Annotated in this window: 19 protein-coding genes; 5 read left to right on the forward strand and 14 right to left on the reverse strand. The window is 63.8% G+C overall.

What is annotated here, in order from left to right:
- Positions 1-19: 19 nt before the first annotated feature.
- A complete protein-coding gene (locus tag ACREEF_RS12685) occupies positions 20-313 on the reverse strand; it encodes a DUF736 domain-containing protein (RefSeq protein ID WP_431565934.1) in 294 nt (97 codons plus the stop codon).
- A 630-nt stretch (positions 314-943) separates the two neighbouring features.
- On the opposite strand from ACREEF_RS12685, the gene ACREEF_RS12690 reads away from it, so the two are divergent.
- The 3 genes from ACREEF_RS12690 to ACREEF_RS12700 are packed head-to-tail and all read left to right on the forward strand — an operon-like array spanning position 944 to position 4367.
- Positions 944-2038, forward strand: coding sequence for an ABC-three component system protein (locus ACREEF_RS12690; RefSeq protein ID WP_431565935.1), 1095 nt, complete (start codon positions 944-946; stop codon positions 2036-2038).
- Entirely contained in the window at positions 2026-2526 is a 501-nt protein-coding gene (locus ACREEF_RS12695; RefSeq protein ID WP_431565936.1) for an ABC-three component system middle component 2, read from the forward strand. Before ACREEF_RS12690 ends, ACREEF_RS12695 begins: the two co-directional genes overlap by 13 nt.
- Complete coding sequence (locus ACREEF_RS12700; RefSeq protein ID WP_431565937.1) at positions 2523-4367, forward strand: hypothetical protein; 1845 nt, start codon at positions 2523-2525, stop codon at positions 4365-4367. The genes ACREEF_RS12695 and ACREEF_RS12700 overlap by 4 nt, the downstream gene beginning before the upstream one ends.
- A gap of 81 nt (positions 4368-4448) precedes the next feature.
- Here the strand turns inward: ACREEF_RS12700 and ACREEF_RS12705 are convergent, their stop codons facing one another.
- From ACREEF_RS12705 to ACREEF_RS12740, 8 genes are all read right to left on the reverse strand, one after another.
- Positions 4449-5600 (reverse strand): DUF3800 domain-containing protein, encoded by a 1152-nt coding sequence (locus ACREEF_RS12705; RefSeq protein ID WP_431565938.1) that lies wholly within the window; start codon positions 5598-5600, stop codon positions 4449-4451.
- A 234-nt stretch (positions 5601-5834) separates the two neighbouring features.
- Positions 5835-6848: a hypothetical protein gene (locus ACREEF_RS12710; RefSeq protein WP_431565939.1), complete on the reverse strand. Its 1014-nt coding sequence runs from the start codon at positions 6846-6848 to the stop codon at positions 5835-5837.
- A gap of 16 nt (positions 6849-6864) precedes the next feature.
- Positions 6865-7089, reverse strand: coding sequence for a hypothetical protein (locus ACREEF_RS12715; RefSeq protein ID WP_431565940.1), 225 nt, complete (start codon positions 7087-7089; stop codon positions 6865-6867).
- A complete protein-coding gene (locus ACREEF_RS12720) occupies positions 7086-7424 on the reverse strand; it encodes a hypothetical protein (RefSeq protein ID WP_431565941.1) in 339 nt (112 codons plus the stop codon). Before ACREEF_RS12720 ends, ACREEF_RS12715 begins: the two co-directional genes overlap by 4 nt.
- Entirely contained in the window at positions 7417-8328 is a 912-nt protein-coding gene (locus tag ACREEF_RS12725; protein ID WP_431565942.1) for a HEPN domain-containing protein, read from the reverse strand. The genes ACREEF_RS12720 and ACREEF_RS12725 overlap by 8 nt, the downstream gene beginning before the upstream one ends.
- 100 nt (positions 8329-8428) lie before the next feature.
- A complete protein-coding gene (locus ACREEF_RS12730; protein WP_431565943.1) occupies positions 8429-9859 on the reverse strand; it encodes a hypothetical protein in 1431 nt (476 codons plus the stop codon).
- Positions 9850-11358: a VPA1262 family N-terminal domain-containing protein gene (locus ACREEF_RS12735; protein ID WP_431565944.1), complete on the reverse strand. Its 1509-nt coding sequence runs from the start codon at positions 11356-11358 to the stop codon at positions 9850-9852. The genes ACREEF_RS12730 and ACREEF_RS12735 overlap by 10 nt, the downstream gene beginning before the upstream one ends.
- A 94-nt stretch (positions 11359-11452) precedes the next feature.
- The gene (locus tag ACREEF_RS12740) at positions 11453-12997 is read right to left on the reverse strand and encodes a hypothetical protein (RefSeq protein WP_431565945.1); all 1545 of its coding nucleotides are present in this window, start codon (positions 12995-12997) and stop codon (positions 11453-11455) included.
- Between the two features lie 301 nt (positions 12998-13298).
- On the opposite strand from ACREEF_RS12740, the gene ACREEF_RS12745 reads away from it, so the two are divergent.
- Positions 13299-13799, forward strand: a complete 501-nt coding sequence (locus ACREEF_RS12745) for a GIY-YIG nuclease family protein (protein ID WP_431565946.1) — start codon at positions 13299-13301, stop codon at positions 13797-13799.
- Positions 13800-13978: 179 nt separating this feature from the next.
- On the opposite strand, the gene ACREEF_RS12750 is transcribed toward ACREEF_RS12745, so the two are convergent.
- Positions 13979-15997: a ParB/RepB/Spo0J family partition protein gene (locus tag ACREEF_RS12750; protein ID WP_431565947.1), complete on the reverse strand. Its 2019-nt coding sequence runs from the start codon at positions 15995-15997 to the stop codon at positions 13979-13981.
- Positions 15998-16319: 322 nt separating this feature from the next.
- On the opposite strand from ACREEF_RS12750, the gene ACREEF_RS12755 reads away from it, so the two are divergent.
- On the forward strand, positions 16320-18212 hold the full coding sequence (locus tag ACREEF_RS12755) for a competence protein CoiA family protein (protein ID WP_431565948.1): 1893 nt from the start codon (positions 16320-16322) through the stop codon (positions 18210-18212).
- A 119-nt stretch (positions 18213-18331) separates the two neighbouring features.
- Here ACREEF_RS12755 and ACREEF_RS12760 read toward each other — a convergent pair whose 3' ends face one another.
- The 4 genes from ACREEF_RS12760 to ACREEF_RS12775 all read right to left on the reverse strand — a co-directional run bounded on the left by ACREEF_RS12760 (position 18332) and on the right by ACREEF_RS12775 (position 23392).
- Entirely contained in the window at positions 18332-19654 is a 1323-nt protein-coding gene (locus tag ACREEF_RS12760) for a HEPN domain-containing protein (protein WP_431565949.1), read from the reverse strand.
- A 454-nt stretch (positions 19655-20108) separates the two neighbouring features.
- Positions 20109-21401, reverse strand: a complete 1293-nt coding sequence (locus tag ACREEF_RS12765; protein ID WP_431565950.1) for a site-specific integrase — start codon at positions 21399-21401, stop codon at positions 20109-20111.
- 149 nt (positions 21402-21550) lie between these two features.
- Positions 21551-22981 carry a M20/M25/M40 family metallo-hydrolase gene (locus tag ACREEF_RS12770; RefSeq protein WP_431565951.1) on the reverse strand — a complete coding sequence of 477 codons (1431 nt, stop codon included), beginning with the start codon at positions 22979-22981 and terminating at the stop codon, positions 21551-21553.
- 171 nt (positions 22982-23152) lie between these two features.
- Positions 23153-23392, reverse strand: coding sequence for a DUF3297 family protein (locus tag ACREEF_RS12775; protein WP_105564633.1), 240 nt, complete (start codon positions 23390-23392; stop codon positions 23153-23155).
- Between the last annotated feature and the right edge of the window lie 152 nt (positions 23393-23544).

A 23544-nucleotide genomic window follows, 5' to 3' on the forward strand; every position in this document is an offset into this window, starting at 1 on the left:
CCCCCCCGCGGCTCCTGGATCAGCGAGACCAGATCAGGCTGTGTCCGCCCTCGACCTCCACCAGGGAGGCGTAGATCGGCGCCGGGAAGCTGGGATCGTCGAGCTTGACCGAGAGGTACTCGCGGTTCTGCTGGCTCGTCTTCTTCCAGGCGGCTCCGAACTCGGTCTGTCCGGCGAAAATCCGGAAGTCGGGGGCCTTGTCGTCGGTCTTCTCGTTGGGCCTCAGGACCGCCGCCTTGACGTTGAGGGTGAGGGTCTTGATCGAACCGGTGTAGCCGTCGCCCTGAGCGGTGAAGGTGCCGATGGCAGCCATGTCAGTCTCTCCTTTGCTTCGGGCCACGCCTGCCGCGGCCTCGATGGCGATCGGAGGACCGGGGCCAGGGCGGCGCGCAGGGAGAGCGAAGCGAGCCCCCGCAGCAAAGCGGAGGACCGGGAGAAGCGACTTTCCTGTCTCGCGAGGAAGGCCGTCAGGCTGGGGATGAAAGTCGATCGAGCGGTTGCGCCAGCCGACCGGGTTTCGGTCAGATCCGCCCCTTCGAGAGGCCGCGCTGGCTGGCGCGACAAGGATGCGAGACAATGGCCGCCTCGCCGACCTCAACCGCAGACCGCGTCACCCGCGCTCGACGGACCCGATGCTCGAACCAAGGCTCAGGCCGCGAGCGGGAAGACCTTTTCGACGTCGAGGCTCCCTGCCGGTGCCGCCCGCAACAGCTCGGTCTGCGACGTCTGAAGATCGAGCCAGGCTGCGCCGTCCTCGGGATGCAGGATCTGGCGGTCATGATGGGAGGATGTCTTCTCCCGGCTCCGTGGTCAGCATGGCGAAGGCGCCGTCCTTGATCAGGCCCGCGACGCTGGCGACTGCGAGGGACAACACAACCGGCTCACAACCCTGGTTCATTCACGGCCGTTTCGGATGATCGGTGGGATAGAAAGAGAACTACCGATGTTCACGCAAATCGCGCAAAGATTGATTCATCCATACGCGATTGTTAACGTGGATTTTTCGGAAAGACGGCAGCGTCGGGGGGCGTCAATGACCAGTCTGGCCATTCGCCTGAGCGAGCTTGGCGACACACAACTTGAAGAGTTCGTAGAGATCTGGGCCGAACGCCGAGAGTCGAAGTACCATCTGGTGGAACGGATTGGCGGCCCGAACGACAAAGCTCGTGATGTCATCGGCTTCTACTCGGCTCAACGCCACGAAGGAGACTGGGATCTTTTTCAGTGCAAACGGAAGACCCTCCGATCAAAGCTAGGACGCTCAGAGGCCTTGCTCGAACTCGGAAAGATGTTCCACCACCATACGCAGGGCGCCTATGCGACCCTGCCAGTGAACTACATTTTCGTAGCCCCCCGAGGCATCGTCGGGTCTTTGCTCGACCTGCTGAACAATCCCAGCACGCTTCGCAAAGCGTTGCTGGAGGATTGGGACAAGGTCTGCAAAGCGAAGATCACGGCTCATCAGGAGATACCGCTCGCTGACGAACTGCGGGCCGCCATTGAAGGGTACGATTTCTTCAGGGTGGTCGGCCTCAGCGCTCCAACGATCGTCAAGGACCCGCACGCGAAGCCTGCACTGGTCCAGATTCTGAACGAGCTGCCGGGCGAGGCGCCTCAGGGGATCGCGCCCGAGACGATTGACGGGGAGGAAACGGAGTATCTGAACCAGCTTCGGGCTGTCTATGGCGAAGCCGCCGGTTCGCCGTTCGCGGATAATGCAGCGGTTCTAGAAGACCCGACCTACGGCGATCAGCTGCGCGATCAACGGACCCGCTATTTCGAGGCGGAGGCGTTCAAACGGTTTCACCGAGACAATACTGACCGGGCACTCGTCGTCCAATTTCAGGATGACGTCTATCACGGCGTGATCGACATTCACCGCGAAGCGACCCCCACCCTGCTCGAACGCCTTGGCAAGGTGATGAAGCATGCTTCGAGCTTGAATGCCGCGATCGCAGGTCGCGCCGCTCGCATCCCTGTGATCCAGGGCCTATGCCACCACTTGGCGAACGACGGACGTATTAAGTGGAACAAGTAGCGCCCTCGCCGCCACCGCTCTTCAACTCCGCATTGGAAGCGGGGATCAGGGCCGTGACCCTGCTGGAAGCCGTCCGGCCGCTCGCGCTCGATTTGTCGGAGATGGTCATCCTGGATCATGTCGTCGTCCATTCCGGCGACCTGGGCGGCCCGCCGAGCCTTCACCCTGCGGTCCCCGGCCGCAAAGGTGAACTTCTGGTACGGCGCAGGTTGATCGAAGAAAGCCTCAGCCTGATGCGCCGCTTCCATCTGGTGGCGGTATGCGAATCTAACGACGGATTGGCGTACCGCGCGACAGACGAAGCTGCCGGCTACGTCGAACTTCTGGAAAGCGACTACTCCGTTCGGTTGAGGGGCTCTGCGTTCTGGATTTCCGACCAGATCAGCCAGAGGGGCAAAACGGCATTTCTGGCCGATATCCGGTCTCGCCTCGATGATTGGGCGACTGCGTTCATCGGGCCAGATCTTTTGAGGACGTCGCGGCAATGAAAGATCGGATCATCTTACGCGGTCTGGCCTTCACGGGCCCCAAGGTTCCCATAGCTGAGATCACCTTCAGCGATGGGCTCAATGTTATCTGGGGAGCCTCCAACACGGGCAAGTCGTTCTTGGTGAAGTCACTCGACTACATGACGGGCGCCGGTGTCGAAGGCCTGCCAGGAATCACTGAGCGGAAAGGCTATGATAAGGCTTGGCTGAACGTCGAGCTCGGCGTCGGCCAGCACGTACAGGTCGCGCGGAGTCTGAGAGGCGGCGACTTTGAATACCGGGAGGGCTGGCCGTCGCCAGACGCCGCCCCCCAACCGAAACGATTACTTCTTGGAGAGCACCGCAGCGCTGAAAGCTGGTCGGCCTATCTCTTGGCTGCAATCGGCCTCAAACACGATCTGAAGATCGCCAAGACTCAGGCGGGTGAGAAGGTCACCTTCACCTTCCGGGCGCTCGCCCCTTATGTCTTTATTGAGGAAACGCCGATGCTGGGCGACCTCAGCATGATCAACGTGTCGGACGGCCGAAGCGTCACTCAGGACAAGAACACCCTGAAGTTCGTTCTAACGGGGATCGATGACTCAGCGCAGGTCAAAGCGCCTGCTGTGAAGGATCAACGCACCGGAAATCACGGCAAAATCGAACTTATCGACGACATGCTTCGTCTTGCTCGCGCCGAACTCGGCGACGACGTGCCCGCGAATATCGACGAGATGATCGACGCACTAACCGACCAAATGAGGGACGTGCAGAAGGACGCCTCCGAAGCTCAGTCGAAGCTGGACGAAGCGCGCACCAATCTTGTTCGAACGCGTCGCGATCTCGACGCTACAGACGCCGCGCTCGAAGAATTGGCGCTGACAATCGAGCGTTTCGGCCTCCTTGACCGCGTCTACCGAAGCGACACACAGCGCTTAACGTCGTTGCTGGAAGGCAGCGATGCGCTTCTTGTTAGCGGGAGCGGGCCTTGTCCGCTCTGCGGAGCCGCCGAAGAACATCAACGCCATGACCATGGCGTTGAGCACGTGCAGGCCAGCCGCAGAGCGGTCACCGCCGAACTTTCGAAGATCGCCCGCGAACAGGGTGAACTCGCTGAAACACTGACCTCTTTGACAACGCAGGTCTCCGAAATAGACGACGGCCGCGAAGCGCTGCTCGAAATGCAGACCAACCTGGAGCGCCAGTTAGAAGCGGGTCTGCCGGCGGAGGCGGACACAAGACAGCGTTTCGAGGTTGCATCAGATGCCCGCGACCGCCTGCGAGAGCGCGCTCGCCTCGCAGAGCGAGTGAGCGAACTAGAGAAACATCGTCAGACGCTTGAGCGCTTCAAGGCTACCCGAAACAACACCGGCGCGGTCGTCGGTCTCTCCGGGTCGTCTGGCCTTGCACTCGCGGCGCATGTCCAGGGCGTCCTAGACGACTGGCGTTTCCCCGGCGCGCCCAAGGTCACCTTTAGTGAGGCCAGCCATGAAATCCAGATCGACGGCAAGAGCCGGTCTGCGAATGGCAAAGGCGTCCGAGCCCTTATGCATTCCGCATTCAAGATCGGGATTCTGAAATACTGCCGCGCGGAAAATCTGCCGCATCCCGGCTTCCTCGTTCTGGACAGTCCACTGGTCAGTTACCGGGAGCCGCATGGTCGGCACGGCGCTCTCGGTGCAGATGAAACGGCCGTGAAGGCCAGTGGCCTTAAAGATCGATTTTACGCCTATCTGGCAGCTCACAAAGGCGACGCACAGTTCATCGTCATCGAGAACGACGCACCTACAGGCGCGACGCCGGACACTCAGATCGTATTCGCCGGACCAAACTCCACCGGACTAAGAGCGGGTCTGTTCTAGCCAGTCCGCGAGTGCTCGAGGCGGTCAGGGTGCGAACGCGGAACTTCCGCTGAGGCGCGCGCTGCACCTCCCAGCGAACGATCAGCCGGCGCCGAAGGGGCTCAGCTGCGGATCGCGGCTCGGCAGCAGGCCGCATCGCAGGACGTCGCGGTTCGACAGCATCAGGTTCATACCAAACCCCGGCGTCCCGTCGAAGGTGCTGGCGAGGCGACGAAACACCATACGGCTCTCACGGCTCGGTGTGACCCCCGCCAGGGTATCGCGCGCGTGGCGCATCGCAAAGCCGGCGATCAGGTCGGCGGCCTGCACGCCCGACGAACCGGTGGATGGCGTGAAGGTCAGGTCTCCGGCCTCGACAAAACGGTAGTCGGCCCGCGAGAGTTTGATGGCCGCCTCATCCTCGGCCAAGCCTTCCACCGCCAGCTTCGACGAACGAAGGATGTCCGCAAAATAGGGCTGGTCGTCATGGACAATCTGGACACCCGCCAGGCGGCCGCACCTCAGCTTGTTGATGCGAGCATAGAGATTGGTGAAGGCCGACAGGTGCGGCAAAATCCAGACATCCTTGCCGGTATGTCCCGGATCGGGGAGCGGCAGGAAGCGACGCTGAACGTCTGGCTTCGACACGCCCGCTTTGCGAAAATCTTTCAAGCTGTCAAGAGTGAAGAAGCGGATGGCGCCCGCAGGGCTTTCCCGAGGAGTCTCGGGAGGCACCCACTCGAGAACAGCGCGAAAGGCCGCCTTCAGGCTCGCTTCACCCGGCTCGCGACACGCCTGGATGAAGGCATCATAGACGCCGGTCGGCGCCGTCTCGTGCAGTTGCTCGGCGAGCTGAGCCCGGAACCAAAGCGCTTTCGACTCATGATCGGCCGGTGATAGCGGCCGCAGAATGAGCGTGTTGATCATGGTTGCTGCGAGGGTAAAGCGCTTGTCCATCACCTCCAGGAGGACACCGCCCCGAAGCGTGTCGATCGCATCCAGAAGTTGAAGAATCACGGCCGGCGTCGCATGGCCCTTGCTCGATTTCAGCTCGACCGCCTGGGGAAAGCGTCGGTCCCGGATAGCGGCCAACGACTCACCCAGGCCGCCTTCATCATCGACCCCGACGGCTGCGAGGACGAAGATCGGCTGACGTTTGAAGTCGAGACCGGCCCCTACTTTCGACAGGTCGCCGCTCGTCCCGCTTTCGTCGAGGAAGTAGCGCGAAGGGGCTACGTAGTCGGCTTGGGTCATGAAGTTGTCGAAGCTCCCTTTGAAGCGGGGCCCATCAAGGGCGTTTGCATTGACGCTGGCCCCTTATTTCTTGCGGACGGCGGAGATGAAGGTCGCGACGGCTGTGACGAGTGCGGCGAAAGCGGTCAGCCAGTTCGGATCCATGGGCGTTCTCCTTGATCGGAGTCCACCTTTTCAGCCAACCCGCCGGCGACGACAGGAGGCGACCACTGGTCATCCCCCCTTGACCTGAGTTCATTCCCCTCCTGCCTCGGGAGCGTCGACCCACTCAGGCCTAGGCCGATACTCGACCCGGCCCTCGCGCTTGTAGAACAGCTCGCGAATGTGACCCTTGATCCAGTCCGGATCCCGGCCGAGAGGCCAGTCATCCGGCAACCTTTCTGAAATCATCCGCGCGCAGCCGCCAAGCGAAATGGCCGCGTTGCCCCTGATCAGCGATTTCGCCAGATCACGGATCGGCTCGGTCTTCAGCTGACTGTTCGCGCTTCGGGTCCCCGTGCCTTTTGTGCGACCCTTTTCGGCGCGGTGATCCCTGAGCGCTGGATCGAGCAGTTGCTGCTCAGCCTCGGCGCGGCCCATCAGATAGCCGAAGGCGACATAGGCCTTCTCATCGGACTCCTGGAGCGCCTCATGCAGGGTCAGAACAGCTCGCCTGTAGGTGAGCGGCATGTCCGCCGATGGGCGCGGGAAATCAGGTTCAGGTTTGTCGAGACGGTCTTCGAGATCCTCGCACCTCAGAAGACGCTCCAGCCGTGACACGAGGCCCGCATAGGCTCTGTCGAACTCCCCAAGGTCGATCTGGGTCGCCGTCGCAGACTTGGCGAAAAGCGCGAGCGGAGGCTCGGCAGCCTTCATCTGTCCGTCAGGGGTGAAGACCCACAGGTGAACCAAGCGGCATTCCCGATTTTCTTCGACTTCAAGGACGTCGAACGAGCCTTCCAGGGGATAGGGCCGTATCAGCGCGATCTTGATGGTGCTGCCGGCAGGGGCTTCGAGATAACCGCCGTGGTCGCGCCAGTGTTCGATCCAATCGTTCGGCGTCCAGGGAAAGACGATACGCGGGCCAAACCGATACGCCTGCCGTCCGTAGGCGCCGATCGGGATCACCGGACGCCAGTAGTCCTTGTCGATGTCCCATCGAAGGTCGAACGTGACGCCATCGATGACGACCGGCTCCTGCGCATCGAACGCCTGGACGAGCTCCAGCCGTCGCATGAAGTCGTCCATGTCGAGGTCGGCTGCGTCCACGAGGGTCGATCCTGGGCTAGAGACCCGTCAGAAGGTTGATCGTATCCGGGTTCATGCCCGGCCTGACGCTCAAACCGAGATAGATGACTTCGACATCACCCTCTCCGAACTCGGTCGGTTGAGGGGCGAGGCCGACCTCACGACAGAAGTCGTCCCAGAGCTCGAAGCCCACGGTCACACCCTGCAGGTCGTCGCCATGATAGCCGTGGATCGCTCGGTCCACCTCAGTCTTGATGCTCATGCCGCCTCGTCCGAGCTGAAATCGACCACCGCCTGCACGTCGCCGGCGAGAATGGGACCGCCCGTCACCACGCCCCGGCTCGGCGTGCAGATCATGTAGAGCGGCGTCGGGTTGAACGCCTCCAGGATGGCGATCACGGGTTCGCCCTCCCGCTCCTTCTCGCCGACGGTCGAAACATAGTCCCGGCCATTGTGGCGGTAGGCGACGCGATAAATCCGACGCTCGGTTGGTCGAAAGGCCACCTTGGGCATGAACTCGCGGATCGAAGCGTAAACCCGATCCGCCTGCTCGGCTGAATCGGCGAAAGGCACAAAGAACGCAGGAGCCTCAGACATCCTCGGCGGCCTCGACGCGAAGATGCGCCAGCCGCGCCTGGCAGACGGTCGTCGTCAGGCCCCGCAACACCTCGACCCGCTCTGTCAGCCAAGCGAGTTCCTCGGCGCTGATCTTGTAGTGCTTGGAGTAGCGCGCCTTTACATAGGCCTCGCGTAGCAACTCGAAGCAGCGGCGCTCGAACTTGGTCTCGCGCGGCCAAGCGTCGGCAAGACGGGCGTCGATGGCTTCGGACTTCTTGCGGAGGAAGGCGAGGTTGTGCGCCTTTGCGCTGTAGAGCGTCACTACCAACAGAATGCAGTGGTAAAGGTGTTCCGCGCTCTGATGGAGCATAAAGGCGGCCCAGTTTGGCTGGTCGGTCTCGGTGGAATGCTTGGCAATTCCTTGTGCACCAGCAGCGCTGTTCATCCATTTCTCGAAATAGCCCTCAGCCTCGGCGAGTGCGGCCTTGGCCTTCAGATCCGCCGGCTTGTGCAGCTTGGCGCCAGGCGTGTCGTAGAGAATGACGCCGTCGCGCAGGATGTCGGCGAAGAAGTAGCGACCCCGGTCCAGCTGATCGTTCACGTCATCCAGGCTGTGAACGATGATGCTGACGGGCGTGCGAATCTCGCCCTCCCCCGGCATGGTTCGGTTGTTAGCTTCGAACCAGAGCTCCCCATCGGTCAGGTCTTCATGGTCGACGATAACCAGCAGGTCGAAGTCCGAGAAATAGCGACCGACCGGATCATGGACCCAGTCGCCCCGCGCATAGGATCCATACAAGATGATCTTGAGGATCTTGCCGTTCTTCAACCGCTCAGCACGGCGCGTCGAGATCGCTTCCTCGAACGATGCACGGATCACATCGACGACGTAGCGTAGCTCGGACTGCTTGGGCAGCGGCAGATGATCAAGACTCTTCTTCACCGAACGAGTCTCCCCGATGGACGGCATACGGGCAAGACCTGTTTGACTTTCCTCACAGTTGTCTCGACGGTCGAATGACCCGACAGGGCAGCGTTTCGGCTCATTCGCAGCCCGCGCGTTTCAGTCGCCATGTCAGCTCGGGATCGTCGAAGCTGTATCGACCCGTCGCGAGTTCCAGCTGATTTGAGGTGGTCTTCAAGGTCCGGGCGTGAGCGAGGGGCTGCAGGCGAGACTGAACCAGATTGGCCGCTGTGATGAGCGCGATCACAGATGGCCACCGCTGTGCGAAGACCTGGTTCAGATTGGCGGCTTCGGTTGCAATCGCGGTGTCCAGTTCCTCGTTCCGCATGACCTCGAGAGCATAGCCGACGACGCCGAGGTCGATGTCGGAGCCGTGTACCTTCATCATCCCGTCCCGTCGGTCGAAGTCCCAGGCGCTCCAACGCGCCCAAACCGCCCTCCATCCGGCCGCACGCACCTCGGCGGCGGCCGTGTCGGAGAAGGCCTTGAGACAGGTGCTCGCATCGCCGCGCTGGTCTACAGGCTGGAGCGCGTCAGCCAGTCTGAGGGGGCGGAGTTCGATCACGGACAGCCAGGCCAGGAACGCCTCTTTAGACGATCGCGAAAGCGCACGTCCAAGCGGTGCCTGCAGCCGGGGGTGACGGACCGGGTATCGGTTCAGCGCCGCCATCCAGCCGCGCCAAACAGCGGGATCTCGCGCGAAGGTGACGAGCAGTGCTTCAAGTTCCTGCTGCGCGTCAGGCTCTAAGGGTGTGCGAAGCTCGGTGTAGGCGAGGATCGCTGCGAACCCCTGCAGCGGGGTCCGGCATCGCGCCCCGAGCGCAAAAGCGTGGGCAGGGGCGAGAGCCTCCGCCAAAGCCGTTGCTCCCAAGACGTCTCCATCGTCGTCGCAAAGCGCCGCCAGCCCGTCAGGCCAGAGGCGCCACGCCAACCTCGCCAGCGCCCGCTGCCCCGCAGGCGCGATAATCTCCAGGCGGTTCAGGGTGGCAACGATCTCCTTCCATCCCGTCTCACCCTTGGGATCCGGCAGATCAGGTCGATACGCCAGCAACGACCGGCTATAGAAGTTGACGACGGCGACCTGCTTTGAGGCCGCCCGAAGCCGGGCCTCAACGGTCTCGCGGAGTCCAGCGTTGTCGGCCACCGTCGCGGGCACGAACTCCCAGTCGGGGCGCGCTCGCTGGGTGAGATCGAGCAACGCCAGCGCCACGTCGAGGTCGCGCCCCACGTCGTCCCAATCGGCATCCCAGTCGTCGAGTACCGCGATCGCCCAGGTCAGCCAGCCGGCCCAGAGGTCACGATCCGCGTCGGAAACCGGCGCGCCAACCCGCGCGTTGGCCAAGAAGGGAGCCGCCCCCTCCCAAAGAAACCAGAAGTCGTCGCGATCCGTGTCGCCCGTTTCCTCGGCCGGAGCCGCAGCGAGAAGGTCCGCAGGTGGTGGGACCGCTAGGGCAGACGCCGACCTGGCGAACACATCCCTCGCGATGTCGTCGACGCCGGTCATGGACATTGCCAGATCCTGTGCTCCGCGTCCGTCAGACCGTCCCAGAGGCTCAGGAAGTCGTCCTCAATGCGCTGACCGTCCGGCACCTTTTGCAGGATATGGTGCGCCTGACCGGCGTGATTGACCGAGGTCCCCAGCGACCAGACGAGCGCCGCCCGTTCGGCGCGCGGGAAGATCAGGAAGCGGTCGTGGAACTTCCATCCCCTCATTCCTCGGCTCACTCGAAACTCGAGGTTCAATCTCACCGGCTCCACGACGCCGCTCTCAAGTGTTTGACGCTGAGCGTGGATCCAAGCCTCTAGCGCCGTCTCGTGTGCGGCTGCTTTCTGTGCAGTTGTCTCCGGCGTCGCACATTTGTTGGAAGGGGGCTGCAGACCCTCGGTAAGCGCACGCATCGGGGCGGAGCCGTGCCGATTCCGGCAGAGCGTCTCGAGGATATCGGCGGCGGCAAGATAGGGATCCCAAAGCCAGACCCCTTCCTCTCCGTGGCGATTGATGAGCCAGCGCAGGTCCCCAAGGGCGCGATCTCGCCCCTTCTCACGGCTTTCGTCTGCGCCTCCATAGGCGACGAACTCGCGGCTCTTCTCCATCTCGAGCCTGCTCGCGCGATAAAGCCGTCGACCTTCCCACGACCCGTTGGGATCCTTCGATGGCGTCCCGACCGTTGTGCCGGAATGGTGGTCGTCGACGGCGATGCTCACTTCGGCTCCGTCGATCAGCAGCCGCCGCTGTCCCGCCATCGATGACGTCCGGGATATGATTGCAGAAACGAAGCTGCCGGGGCTTGTCGCGGCAAGCAGCACTCCTCTGCCTTCATCCCAGACCGTGAGTCGATGAGGGTGGCGGCAATGGCCTACCGGAAGCATCACAGGACCGATCGTCGCCGTCGCAGATGCAAAGCCGGTGAAGGTCTGATCGGCTTCGACCGAACAGTTGACGGTCACCGACCTCGGGGTCGTCGTGGGCGACCAATCGAGCGTGACCTCGACGCCGCTATCGGTCTTTGCCCACCGGAGCGCGACGCATTCTATCGGGAACTGGACCAGAATGTTGCCCAGACGGTCCGAGACGCCATCGAGCGCCGGCCCGCCGCGCTCGGAAATGACCGAGCCGAGTTCCGCCAAGGCTGTCGGAGCATCGAGGAGCGGCCGAAGCTTCTCCTTCTCCGGATCCGCGAGTTCGAGAACATAGGAGCCGTTGAAGAAGTTGTTCTTCAACACCGCGTTCAGGGGGACCGGCTCGTAGCTGTCGGACGGAACGAAGGCCGCGGGCTGGGTGGTCAGTTCCCCGGTCGCGAGGGGATAACCGGAAGCCGCCCACACGCCTTCGGTCTCACGACGTTCCAAAGCCGCCCGCAGTTCCGGAACAGTGCGACGGTATCTCGCAAGACCGAACTTCCAGCCTTTCAACCCAGCGACCGGGAAACGCCGACCGATCCATTCGAGACACGACGAAGGCCCCTCCGTCTCGAACTCTTCGAAGGTCGCGATGGTGAGGACGTTCATCGGCTCCCCATCCTTTGGACAGGCGATGACCTCGGTCACTTCCACCGTGCGGTAGTGACCCAGAACGCTGGCCCGGCTCAGCCGATCGTACTCACTAAGCAACATCGTTTGGTGGCTCCCCGCCGCCACGCGGCCCGCGTGCGCGAGGCGGGGGCGCCCTGACCGGTTGGATACCCAAGGCCGCTTCGAGAGCCGTCCTGACATCGCCGAGACGATGTTGGAGCATATGGTCGAGATCACCGAAGGCCTGCCACAGCCGCGTGTGGTGATCGGTAGCGTGCGACGGGCCACCGGCGATCAGACTGGCGATCAGGCTGTTGCGGAACCCCGCCTTCGCCCCCGTGATCGGCAACTTGTCGATGCAGCGGAAGACGATTTCGGCGAGATAGTCCTTGAAGCGATCCGAGACGGCCGGCGAAATCAGGACCTGCCGCAGGCAATCGCCCAGGGCGATAATGGCGGACTTGGGGATGTTGCCGTTCTGATGGACCGCAGCCTCGCTCTCCAGAACCAGATGGGGCGAGTTGTCGGGCAGATGTTCGACCGCCTCGATCCAGTCCACCATCGCGGAGAAAATCGAGTAGATCAGATAGGCGTTGCGCGTCGGCCATTCGTCGATGACCTCCTGATCCTTGCGCGGATCATCGTAGAGGGCGAGCAGACTTTTCGTCAGAAGCGGCATGTAGAACAGCCACATATGCCACTGCACGCCCTGACGCATGGCGGCGTCCACCATCAGGTCGAGATAGCGGATGGAGACGAAGGTGGGGTCACGCCATTTCAGGTCGGGGAAGCGTTCTGCCGGGCCGTTGAGGTAGGTCTGGTAGGGCTGCCCCTTCGCTTCGCTCAGGGTCGTGAGCGTGTGCTGAAGAACCGGTTGCCAGGCGCCGAGCCGGTTGGCCTGCTCCGCGTCCCCGAACAGGAAGTGGAGATAGGGATTATGCTCGGGGAAGGCGTAGCCTCCGCGCACATCGACATTCTGATTGTCCTCGATCTCGGTGAACAACGGGCTGTCCGTATCGGCGATCAGATGGGTGAGCACCTGATCGGAGAAGTCAAAAACGATCTGCTTCTTGATCGCCAACATACGGATAGTCATCGCCGGCCGCTCGATCGCGAGGAAGCGCACGATATCGCGGCGGCGGTACAGCATTCTTTGAAGAGCGATCGCCGCCTCTTTCTGAACATCCGTGGCGCCTTTCGAACCCGCCGCGACCTCGGTTATGAAGTCGAGATGCGGCTCTGCGAAACGACTGAGCTCGGGGTAACGCTTTTCATCCGCCAAGGCTGTGATCAGCGCCGACAGTCGGGGCACATGTCGCGCCTCCAGGCTCTTGCGGCGAAGATTCAGGGCTACAAGCAGCAGCCAGATCAGCACCAGAACGAAGGCTGCCTGTTGGGGAGTGATCCACGGGTCGTCGCCATCGAGAACCAGGACGCGACAGACCGCGTCGCTGTAATGACAATCTGGCGCCCATACGCTGAAGAGTTCGAGATAGAGAACCGCCGCGCCGAAGATGACCGTGAGGGTCACGGTCACGCCGAGACGAAGCATCAAGGATTTGCGCCGCGCGTCCGTCGCCAGAGCGAACAGCGCCACGACCAGGGCGACAAAGGTGACCAGACCGTCGATACTCATGAGTTCTCCCAGCACCATACGCCGTGCCTGTGCGGCGCTCGTTCGTCGGAGACCCCCGTCTCCAGAACCGAATCTAACTCAAGCTTGACCGCTGCGTGTAGCACGCGCACTGCGCGCACCAATGCAGCCCATATCGCGTTTCGCGCGTGACCAGGGGATCGAAAGTCGATGTCCGCGAAAGCGCCCCATCGGCCGCCTGATGCGGGCGCGGGATCGGCCAGCCCCCGTCTTGACCTCTACGACCGGGCATTCGATCCCTTGAATCCATCAGACCTCAGTCACCGCAGTCGAGCAGGAATCCATGCCCGTCTATTTTCTCCTCACCGAGGCTCACGGTCCTGACCGAATCAAGATCGGGCGGGCGAAGTCCGTGGAGGCCCGTCGTCGCGCCCTCCAGACCGGCAACCCGGACCTTCTGAAGCTGGTCGGCTACATCAAATCCAAGGATGATGTGCGGCTCGAAGCGGACCTTCACCGCGAGTTCCACGATAAAAGGGGCGATCTCGGCGAGTGGTTTCATCTCGAGCCGGCCGACATCCTTCCTGTGCTTCAACGCTTCCATGGCGCCGCCTTCGTCGGAAAGACATCGAATGCCTTCGCGATCACCGGTCACGACAAGGACGGGATCCCTGAATTCGTCGGCGTCTGGGAATGGGGCGACCTGTCCCATGAGGACTGTTGTCCCTTTTGCGGCTGCCTCGGCGGCCTGCACTTCCAGGAGGCGTCTTGGATGTATCATTGCCTCGCCTGCGACGCCCTGACCAACTTCGAGGAAGACGAGTCGGAGCCGCCCGAGGCGTGACCTCGCGCGGAGCGCGCCTGCCGTGTCGCGATGGGTCCGCGCATCCTGTCGTTCCCTCGCCACTCGGTGCGACACGCAAAAAATCCGCGCGCCCCCAAAGGGCGCGCGGCGAGTTTTTCTAGGTCTACGGCTGAAACCTATTCCGCCGCGAACGGGTAGGCGTCGGGGTCCACCGTCGCCTACCCCTCGCCTTCGACGGGCGCCGCCTCTCCTTCTGCATCCGACCCAGCCGGTTCGGTACGCAGGACAGACGGCAGCCACCCCTTCCCTTCGACCAGCCGTTCGGCGGCGTCGGCCATATCGCCCTTCCTGAACCCGGCGATCCGCCCGGCCTCCTCGGGCATGGTCGCCTCGGTCACGGCTTCCAGCACCCGCGCTTTCGACACCCGCGAGAAATAGCTCGCTGCGGTCGCAGACCACGTCCCGGTCATGTCCAGACCGGTCACGGTCGCCAGCACCTCGGCATGGGCCAAGGCGTCCGGTTTCCGGTCGTGGGGATCGCGCACGGCGTAGAGGCCAACGCCAGCGCAACAGGCCATCAGGTCCAGAAGCTCCGAGGGCGGCAGGGACGCCAGCACCGCCCAGAGGTCGCGAGCCTCTTCCGGAAGCCGGGCGCCCCATGCCTCAAGCCGGTCGGCCACACGCCTTCCGGCGGGGCCGTCGCTGACCCCCGGCGCCAACCGTTCGAGACCGGTCACGCTCATGCGCAATTGCAGGGGCGTCCAGACGCCCCTCGCCGGGTAGAAGACCTGCAAGGCGAGGGCGTGGACCACGACCGTCAGGGCGATGTTCGCGTCGGCCTGAACCGCATCGCGCAGCCCCATGGTGCGGTGGGCGGTCAGATCGATCACCAGCCGTTCCGACAGGGGCGCCAAGCCTTCATCGGCGTCCGCTGAAGCGGACGGTGCCTCACCCTCCCCGCTTTCCGCTTCGGTCCAGCTCTCGGGCGGCTCCGGATCGGCGGCACGGTCGCTGACCACATCCTCGGCCCGCACCAGACCCCGCTCGAACCGGGCCAGCCCATCATGGCCCAGCAAGACCATGACCCCGGCCCGCGCCTTGGCTTCGGGCGGGTAGTCAAAATCGGGCCCGAAGGCTTGCAGGGCCTTGTCGATCTCCTCGAGCCGCGCGTCCGCCTCGGGCGACAGGGCGTCCGCTGCATCGGCGCCGGACACAAGGGCATCGTATTCCTCCGACAGGGCCGCGATCTGCGCCGCCTCCACGTCAGACCGGACGGCCTCGACCGGATAGACCCGGCCCAGGACGCTGACCTCCAGATAGTCGGACGCCGCCTCGGCCCACTTCCAGCCTTCGCGCAGGCGCACGTCCTCGGCCAGACCGACCAGCTTTTCATCAACCAACCGATCCAGAAGCGCAGGGTCTTCCAGCCAGCCGCCGCCGTCCTCGGTGAAGAGGTCGCGCAGCACCGTCCCGCCCTCGGCCTCATAGGCTTCGACGCCGACGAAGAGCGCGCGGCGGTCGTCCGCCCGCACCTTGGCCTCGGTCATGGCCCGGCGGATGGTGTGGACCGGCCGATATTCGCCCATCTGGTCGAACACCTGCCGTTGGCGGTCCTGATCGGCACTGACGCAGAAGGCCATCAACTGGTCCAGCGCCAGAGCCCCGTCCCGATAGGCCGTCATCAGTTCCGGCGCCGCCGCCCCGAGCCGCAGACGCTGGCGCACCACGGTCGCCGTCACCCCGAACCGCGCGCCGATCTCTTCGGGGCCGTAACCGCATTCGTCCGCGAGCCGCTTGAAAGCCTCGAACTGGTCGGCCGGGTGCATGGCCTCGCGGGTGATGTTCTCATCCAGACTGATTTCATGGGCGTCGTTCTCGGCATCAACCGTCACCCTGACGAGTTGGGTCCGCTTGATGGTCTTGCGCTTAGCCAGCAGCCGCAGCGCTGTGCGCCGCCCTTCCCCGATGGTGACGAGGTAGTTCCCCGTAGCCACGCCTTCGGCGTCCTTCTCGATTTCGACCACGGGCGGCTGCAACACCCCCTTGGCCTTGATCGACGCGGCCAACGCCTCGATCCCGGCCTCGGTGTGCTTCACCTTCCGGGCGTTCTTCGGGGACGCCTTCAAACGGTTCAGGGGAACCACAATCTGCGCGCCGTGGACCGGCTCGGACGCCACCTCGAAAGCGGCGGCGTCAGCCGCCGCAGGGATACGGGCTTGGGTGAATTGAGCAGTCATGTCTGCCTCCTTGGGCAAGGGTTGCAGGCACGCGAAAGGCGCGCCTGAAACCCTGCCCGTCGGCGAGACCGGGGTAGCAAGGGCCAGGGCGGATCGGCCGGAGGGGGATCGCCCGGCCTGCACAAGCCTCGGATCGTGCCCAGGGGCGTCTCTGTCGCCGGCGCGGAAGGCCGGGGAGACCTGCCGATCCGGCGGCGAAGCCGCGCACCCTGGCCTGCGCGAGGGCGGAGCCCTTAGCCCTTCAAGCGGTCTACGGCAGAACCGGTCGTAGCGGGGATTATCCTGGCTTGGCGCCAGTAGCGAAGCACGGTTCTCTGACGGCATGAGTACACGTGCAGACCACCATCCCTTCCTCGGGTTCCGTGCGGAACTGGCCTACGGCGAACGAGACGGCGTACAGGTGTCGATCGACGAGGTCGCGCGGGGAGCCAAGTGCGGCTGCCTCTGTCTGGTCTGCAAGACGCCGCTCATCGCTCGCCAGGGCCCCCGCAAAATTCACCATTTCGCCCATCGTGGTTCAGGCAAGGGGTGCGGCGGGGGCCTCGAAACCAATGCCCACCTCTGGGCGAAGCAAGCCCTCCGGGAGGCGCTCTGGATCCATCTACCGGAAATCCGTCCGAAGGCGGCCGGTCTTAGCCGGCTCGTCCATCCCGGCGGCCGATATGCCTTCATTGACGCAAAGCTCGAAACCCAGGCAGGCGAAATCGTGCCCGACGTCCAACTTATCGCCGCCGATGGCCGCAAGCTGATCGTCGAGATCTTGGTCACCCACGCCTGCGATGAACGGAAGATCGAGCGCATCCGTGAAGGCGGCGTGTCAGCGATAGAGGTCGACCTGTCTCCCTGGAAGAACAGCAACGACGCCGAGACGATTACGCAGGCACTGCTAACCGGCGCGCATCGCCGCTGGTTATTCAATCCTGCAATCGACAGGACCGAGGCGGACCTGATCGAGGCGGCGGCCGAACGCGCTAGGTCGGCAGCGGAACGCCAGCGCAGGCGCGCCGTCGAGGAAGTGGCTCGCCTTCGCCGACAGCCTGTCCGCGAGGCTCCAGATCTTGAAACCCTCCTGACGAGGTTGGTCGCCTTGGGCTACGGACGGCTGCTGACAGGCAGCCAGCCCGGTGACGGTTTCGCCGTCCCTGCCGAGCTCTGGAAGGCCGCAGCACTCCATCGATTGATCGAAGAGGCCCCGGAATACGGCGCCTTCGGGCAAGTCACCGGTGATCGCATGCTCCGCCTGATCAGCGACTGCCTTCATCACGATCCGCGTCCGCCGAAACAGCGCCTCCCCGTCGCGGCGCTCAAGGCGGCGGCGCCAGACTATCAGACGCCGCAGGAGGCGCTCGAAGCCTTCGTCGAGACCCTGCATCAGGCCGATGTCCTCTACTACCGGAAGGGCGACCTCTGGCTAAGCCCGAGCGTCGTGAAGGATGCGCAGGCCTGGGACGAAGCCCGACGGCGCGAGGCTGACGCGCAGCACGCCCGAGACCGGCGAACGAAGGAGATTGAGGCTATCTTGGCGCGACTGGTCCAGCGAGCCGACGCCCTACCGACGGACGACACCTTCTCTTTGGAGACCTGGAAGCGTGACATCCCAGGCATGGGCGGCCGATCCCTGGCGGACATTCTGAGCGCCGATGATGAGCACTGGCGGCGCTTCCGAACGGAACTTTCGGCGATCGCCGCGATGCTGGACGGCGGCCCTCCCGCCGAAGCGCTTCTTGGCCTCCCCTTTGAGGCCGCGCTGGCGGAGGCGCACACCCAGGCGGAATTGATCGCGGCGGAAGAAAAGGCGACCCTTGAGAGGAAGATTGCAGCTGATCGCAGCGTAAGAGCAAACGCCATCTGGACAGACGCCCACCTCGTCCTCGGCCTTGAGGCGGATTCCTGGCTCGCGGGCGATTGGGACAGCGCCGGAAGTCGAGGGGAAGCGGCCGCTGCATCCGACGATGGAATCATGCGCATCCGCGGCGCACTGGGCCAAAAAGCACGGGAGCTCAAGGAAGAGCGGCGCAAAGCCGCGGTTGCTGAGACATTCCGATCCCGACTGCGACAAGCTGCGGCATCGGCCCTCAGTGCGGCTCACGCCGCCTTCTTCCTGAGCAACCGCCGCGCCGAGCTGGGTTGGAAGACGCCGCTCGAACATTGCCGGGATGATCGATCCTTCGAGGCGTCCAAACGTCTCCTTCCCGGCAAGAAGACACGCCGTTGATCTCAGGGTTCCCATGCCGCTGTCGGGCATGCTCAAGGCTCGAAAAGCCAGGTGGCGGCGGAGGCAAGCCCCGCGCCGTGACAGCGGGACCTCCTGTCCTGAACTTCTCTAGCAGCAGATCAATTGCGAATAGCGAACCGGACGAAATACTCGTCGAGCATGCGTTGTCCTACGCCTGAGATGTCTGCGTCGATCGCCTGCAAAAGAACGAGGTGGGAGATCGCTTTGACAAACTCAGTGGCGTCCCAGAGGTCTTCCCCTTGCAAGACGTCAGACGTGAGGTCCAGGCGGTGCGCATAGAAGTTTCGGGTCGCGACCAGGCGAGAGATAAACGGCTTCTTCTGATGGTCGGGTCGCAGCACGACAAGCTCGGCCTCGAGTGTGTCCCAGTAGGTTTTCAGCCGTTGCCGCAGGCCCGGCTCGTGCGCATGAGCCAACATGCCTTTCACACGATCGATCACGTCGCTGGCGATCCCGTTTTCCTTCAGGGCCTCGGCGACCGGATCGACATCGATCGGTGAACCGGCACGAGCCCCGGATCGACGATGAGCTGCCTCGATCGCCTGCACAAAGAGTTGAAACCGTAGCGGCAAACCGAGGTTGTCCTGCTCCAGCCCCTGGAAATGAAGCTCGATCGCCTCATCAAGCGCCTCGGCTCTGCTCATCCAGGCATCCAGCAACGTCGACAGGACTTCCGGGCCATCGAAGTTCACGATCTTCCGCTCGGGTCGCCGCGACCGGCGAACCGGATGAACGCCCAGGACATCGGCGTCATGGGGCCGACCTCCCTCTTGCGGCAGTCGCAGAACGACCCGCTCGATGTCGAGAACGCGGCCCATCAACAAGGAGCAGAACTGACGGATGCGATGCAGCGTCGGGAGGGCGTCGTAGAGACCCACCTCCTCGGGGAAGGAAACAGTGAGCGGGTAGCCGAATGTCATCGATGCATTGTCGCGTGTCTCCCCCTTTGTAGAAAAATCCTGTCCCAGGGAAATCCGGAGACCCGAGTTCGGGCACTCCAGAGTCACCGCCTTCGGTGGCGAGAAGGTCCAGTTGACCAGGGTCGAGCCGTCGTTCCCAAAAACGAAGTCCTGGCGAAAGCCGTTGACGTGGTGGATCTCCGGGAGATCCTCGACGTAGAGCAGCCATGTCGTGGAGCGGATGTCCGCCACCGATGTGAAGTTCGCGCTCTGGACCGCGTGGTGTACCGAGACGGTGGCGGAGCCCGCGACCCCGAACAGAGTGCGCGATGCGCCCTCGCGCAGGCCGAGCAACGTGAAGTATCCGGTGGCGGCGCGAAACTGAACGAGGCCATCCTGCGGCAGGTTCAAGGCCTCGCCCGCCGCCAGCGCGACCTGGAGAGACAGCCTTCCGGCCTTTTGCGACAGCGTCGCGCCGAGCTTCCGCTCCCCAATCAGGACATGTCCGCTGTGATCTTCCATACCGTCCTTGAGACCGCGAGTTCCAGCGACGGTCAACCCACGCTTCGCGTACCCAATCCAGCGGCTCCATGAGCCTAGACGACGTCCGATAGTGATTTGGTGCGGGCGGCCGGGGTCGAACCGGCATGGGCAATGCCCGACGGATTTTCGTACCACTTCGACTTTCGCCGCCGCCCGGAGGCGTTCGTGGTCTGGACTATCCCTTCGTCATAGCCGCAAGGCCTTAGACGCCGCCCGTCTAGTCTCTACACCTTCCCGTCACGGATGACGGGCTTGGCTCGGGATCGCCATTTCACAGGGTTCCCCGACTTTGAGCGGTTCTACGTCCGGGATTTCCCCCGGCGCACTCAATCCTCAGCTTAAGTCCGTTGCGTCTACCAGTTTCGCCACGCCCGCGGGCCGAGTTCAATCTATAGCCACGTCTGGCGCGTGAGCCAAGGCGAGCCTTGACGACCTACGTCGTCTCGTCGCTCGCCGCCCGCCGTTTGGCGGGCTTCTGCTTGCGGACATTGATAGCCGACGCGTCCAACGTGTTCGCGATGTGGGATGCGTAGTATTTCTCGATCATCTCGACGCTGGTCCGGCAGTTTTTGGCGACCTGGTAGATATCGGCCCCCTCCATCAAACGCAGGCAGATGTAGGTGTGGCGCAGGCTGTAGGCCGTGCGCGGATTGCCCTCCCGATCCTTCTTCAGATCGAGCTCGTCGAGGACCGCGTTCAGCAGTTCACGCTGCACGAGCCCGAAGACGAGATCGGACGGCTCGCCGCCCTTCCTCTTTTTCACCCGCTGGAACGGCAGGACTGCGCCCGGCATGCTTTTGCAGTAGCCGACGCCCCGTTTGCCGCGGACCTCGATCTCCAGAATGCGCTCGCCTGTCGCGTCATCGACCACGACCGAGACGTCCCGAAACTGCAGGCGCTGCGCCTCGTCCGGGCGCAGGCCGGTGTTGACCATGAACAGCACATAGTCGTGGAACTGCTCGCATTCCTCGCGCCAGCGCTCCTTCTTTGGATTGCGGGCGCGTTCGCGGGTCGCCTCGTAGAGCCGCTTGTATTCCTGAGGCGAGAACCAGGCCCGATGGCTGATCTTGCCTGAGGCGCGATAGGGGCTGGACATGTCCGGCAGGGCTGCGATCCAGCCCTTCCTGTTGGCGGTCTTCAGCACCTGACGGAGGCAGACGATTTCGTTGTGCAGGGTCTGACGGCTCGGCCGCTTCCAGGCCCGAACCTTGCCGACCCTCGCGCGCCCATCCTTCACATACCGCACCCGAGCGGGCTCTGAAGGCGGCGTGACCCGGTGCAGCCGATATTCCTGGATACGCCCAGCGGTGACCTGGGACAGCGGCAGATCGCCGAAGAAGGGGTTGAGGTAGAGGCGCAGCACCCTGCCCTTACCCGCCACATAGGACGGATTGCGCTCACCGAGCGTCATAGCCTCGTACTCGCGCTCGAAAACCGCCGCCGCTTCGCGGAACGTCTTCTCGCCTGGCTGGGCCTTCGGAACATGCTCCGGACGGGCAGGTTGGCCCGACTGAACGACCAGCCCCCTGCGCCGCCGAAGACGGTCCTCCGCTACGCGATCCAGAAACCAGTCGCGCGCAAACTCGCGCGCGTAGGCGATGTTCGTCTCCTTGGTCGACTGCCGGTGATTGCGACCATTCAGATATGTGGCGCACTGCCAGAACCGGCTGTTCTCGCGGCGGTACACATGGAGCCTACCGTCCATGAGCGCATGGGTCTCAGACACAACGCCTCCTCGCCGTGACCGGCAGGTGTGTAAGGCATGTGTAAGAGCTTAAACCCTACAACCGTTTGATTTTATTACGTAAATCTACGGTGTTGGGTTTTAAGTCTGCTGCGTCTACCAGTTTCGCCACGCTCGCAGTGTCGCTCCCTTTAACGCGCCGCCTGGGGCGCGGCGGGGCGCGTGGCCCGGAAATCGACGTCGGAATCGGCGATCAGCCGAACCAGGGCGGCCCAGGCGGCGACGTTCTGGGTCATCTGCGCCGGGTCGATCTTGTCCAGGGTGTCGTCGGCCGTGTGGTGCAGGTCGAAGTAGCGCGTCCCGTCCTGGCGCAGGCCGAAGACCGGCACGCCGGCGCGCGCCAAAGGCCCGATGTCCACGCCGCCGAACAGCTCAGGCTCGCCCGGCAGGACGCCCAGGGGGCGCAGGACGCGCTCGGCCACCCTGGCGAAGTCGGTCGTCTGCGCGCCCGGCGGCAGGCCCAGCGCATAGACGCGGTCGGCGCCGAAGTCGCTTTCCCCGGCGACGATGTGCTTCTCCACGCCCGCGCCGATGTTGCGGACATAGGCACCGCCGCCGTTGCCGGTGTCGGTCGGTTGGGCCACTTCTTCCGATCCATACAGGACCACGCGCACGGTGCGGGCCGGACGGCCCTGTTCGGCGACCAGCTTGGCCGCAGCCAAAGTGATGGCCCCGCCCGCCGCATCGTCGATGGCGCCCGTGCCCAGATCCCAGCTGTCCATGTGCGAACCCAGGACGATGATCTCGTCCGGACGGGTCGCGCCGACGATGTCGCCGATCACGTTCTGGCTGTGCGTCTCATAGGTGTGGGCGGTGGATTTCAGGCGCAGCCGCACCGGCTCGCCCATCTTCACCAGCCGCGCCACCTGGTCGGCGTCAGGAGCACTCAGGGCAAAGGCCGGCAGAGGCACCTTGCCCTCGACATAGCGGGTGGTGCCGGTGTGGGGCATCCGGTGGTCGTCCGAACCGGCCGAGCGCATGACGAAGGCGACCGCGCCGCGCTTGGCCGCCTCGGTCGGGCCGACGCCGCGAACGCGCGACAGCGAGCCGTAGCCCGAACCGTCCTGCATCCGCACCATCTGGCCGCCGTCGACCACGGCGATCTTGCCGGTCAGCGAACCGGCGGGCGCGGCCAGCAGGGCCTCCAGCCCGTCGAAGAAGACCACGTCGGCCTCGATCCCGCCCGCAGGCGTGGCGATCGAATGGCCCAGGGCGGCGGCGACCAGTTTCTGCGGACGGGCGCCCAGCAGTTCGGCGCTCTCCTCGCCCCGTTCCCAGCCGACCAGGGGGAACTGTTCGATGCGGACGTTCTGGAAACCGTGGGCGCGCATATAGTCGGCGGCCCAGTCGGCGGCCGCCTGTTCGGCGTGCGATCCCGCCGGGCGCGGGCCGAAACGGGTGGTGATCTGGGTGACGTAGTCGAGGGCGATGTTGGACTGCAGCGCCTGATCGCGCACCTGTTCGGCGGCGCGAACGGTTTTGGCGTCCTGCGCCAGAACCGGCGTGGCGATCAGGCCGAGCGCCAAAGCGCTGGCGGCCATCAGACGGGCGTTGAACGACATGGAGCGCCTCCCAGACTCACAAATGAGGCGCGGACCCTAGAGCATTTTCGCTTCTGACTGCATCAGTCAGAATCCAGAAAATGCTCCAGATTACAGTCTGAGCAAAATCCGGGATCAGATCTTGCTCGGGCGGCTAGGACCCAAGGCTGAAAGCCTCAGGTCCCACCAATATCACTCGCCCTTGAGGAAGGGCTCGACCGGGCCTTGCAGCTTGACGGTCAGGGCCTTGCCGCGACGGTCGACGCGGTTGCCGACGGCCAGACGGACCCAGCCTTCCGAGACGCAGTATTCCTCGACGTTGGTCTTTTCCTCGCCCTTGAACAGGATGCCGATGCCGCGCGCCAGCAGGTCGGCGTCGTGGAAGGGGCTGTCGGGATCGACCGAAAGGCGGTCAGGCAGGGCGTCGGACATGGGGGATCTCGCGAAAATCGAAGCGCGCTGAATAGCGGCGCGCGGCCAGTATGCCAACCGCGCCGTTTCGCGACGGCGGCCCTACTGGACCGACTGACGGGCGGCGGCCGGTTGCGCGGCCTCGGCGGCGGGCGGCGTGTAGGGGCGCGGAC

Origin of the sequence: Brevundimonas sp. (genome assembly GCF_050729455.1) — a bacterium.
Taxonomy (GTDB): domain Bacteria; phylum Pseudomonadota; class Alphaproteobacteria; order Caulobacterales; family Caulobacteraceae; genus Brevundimonas.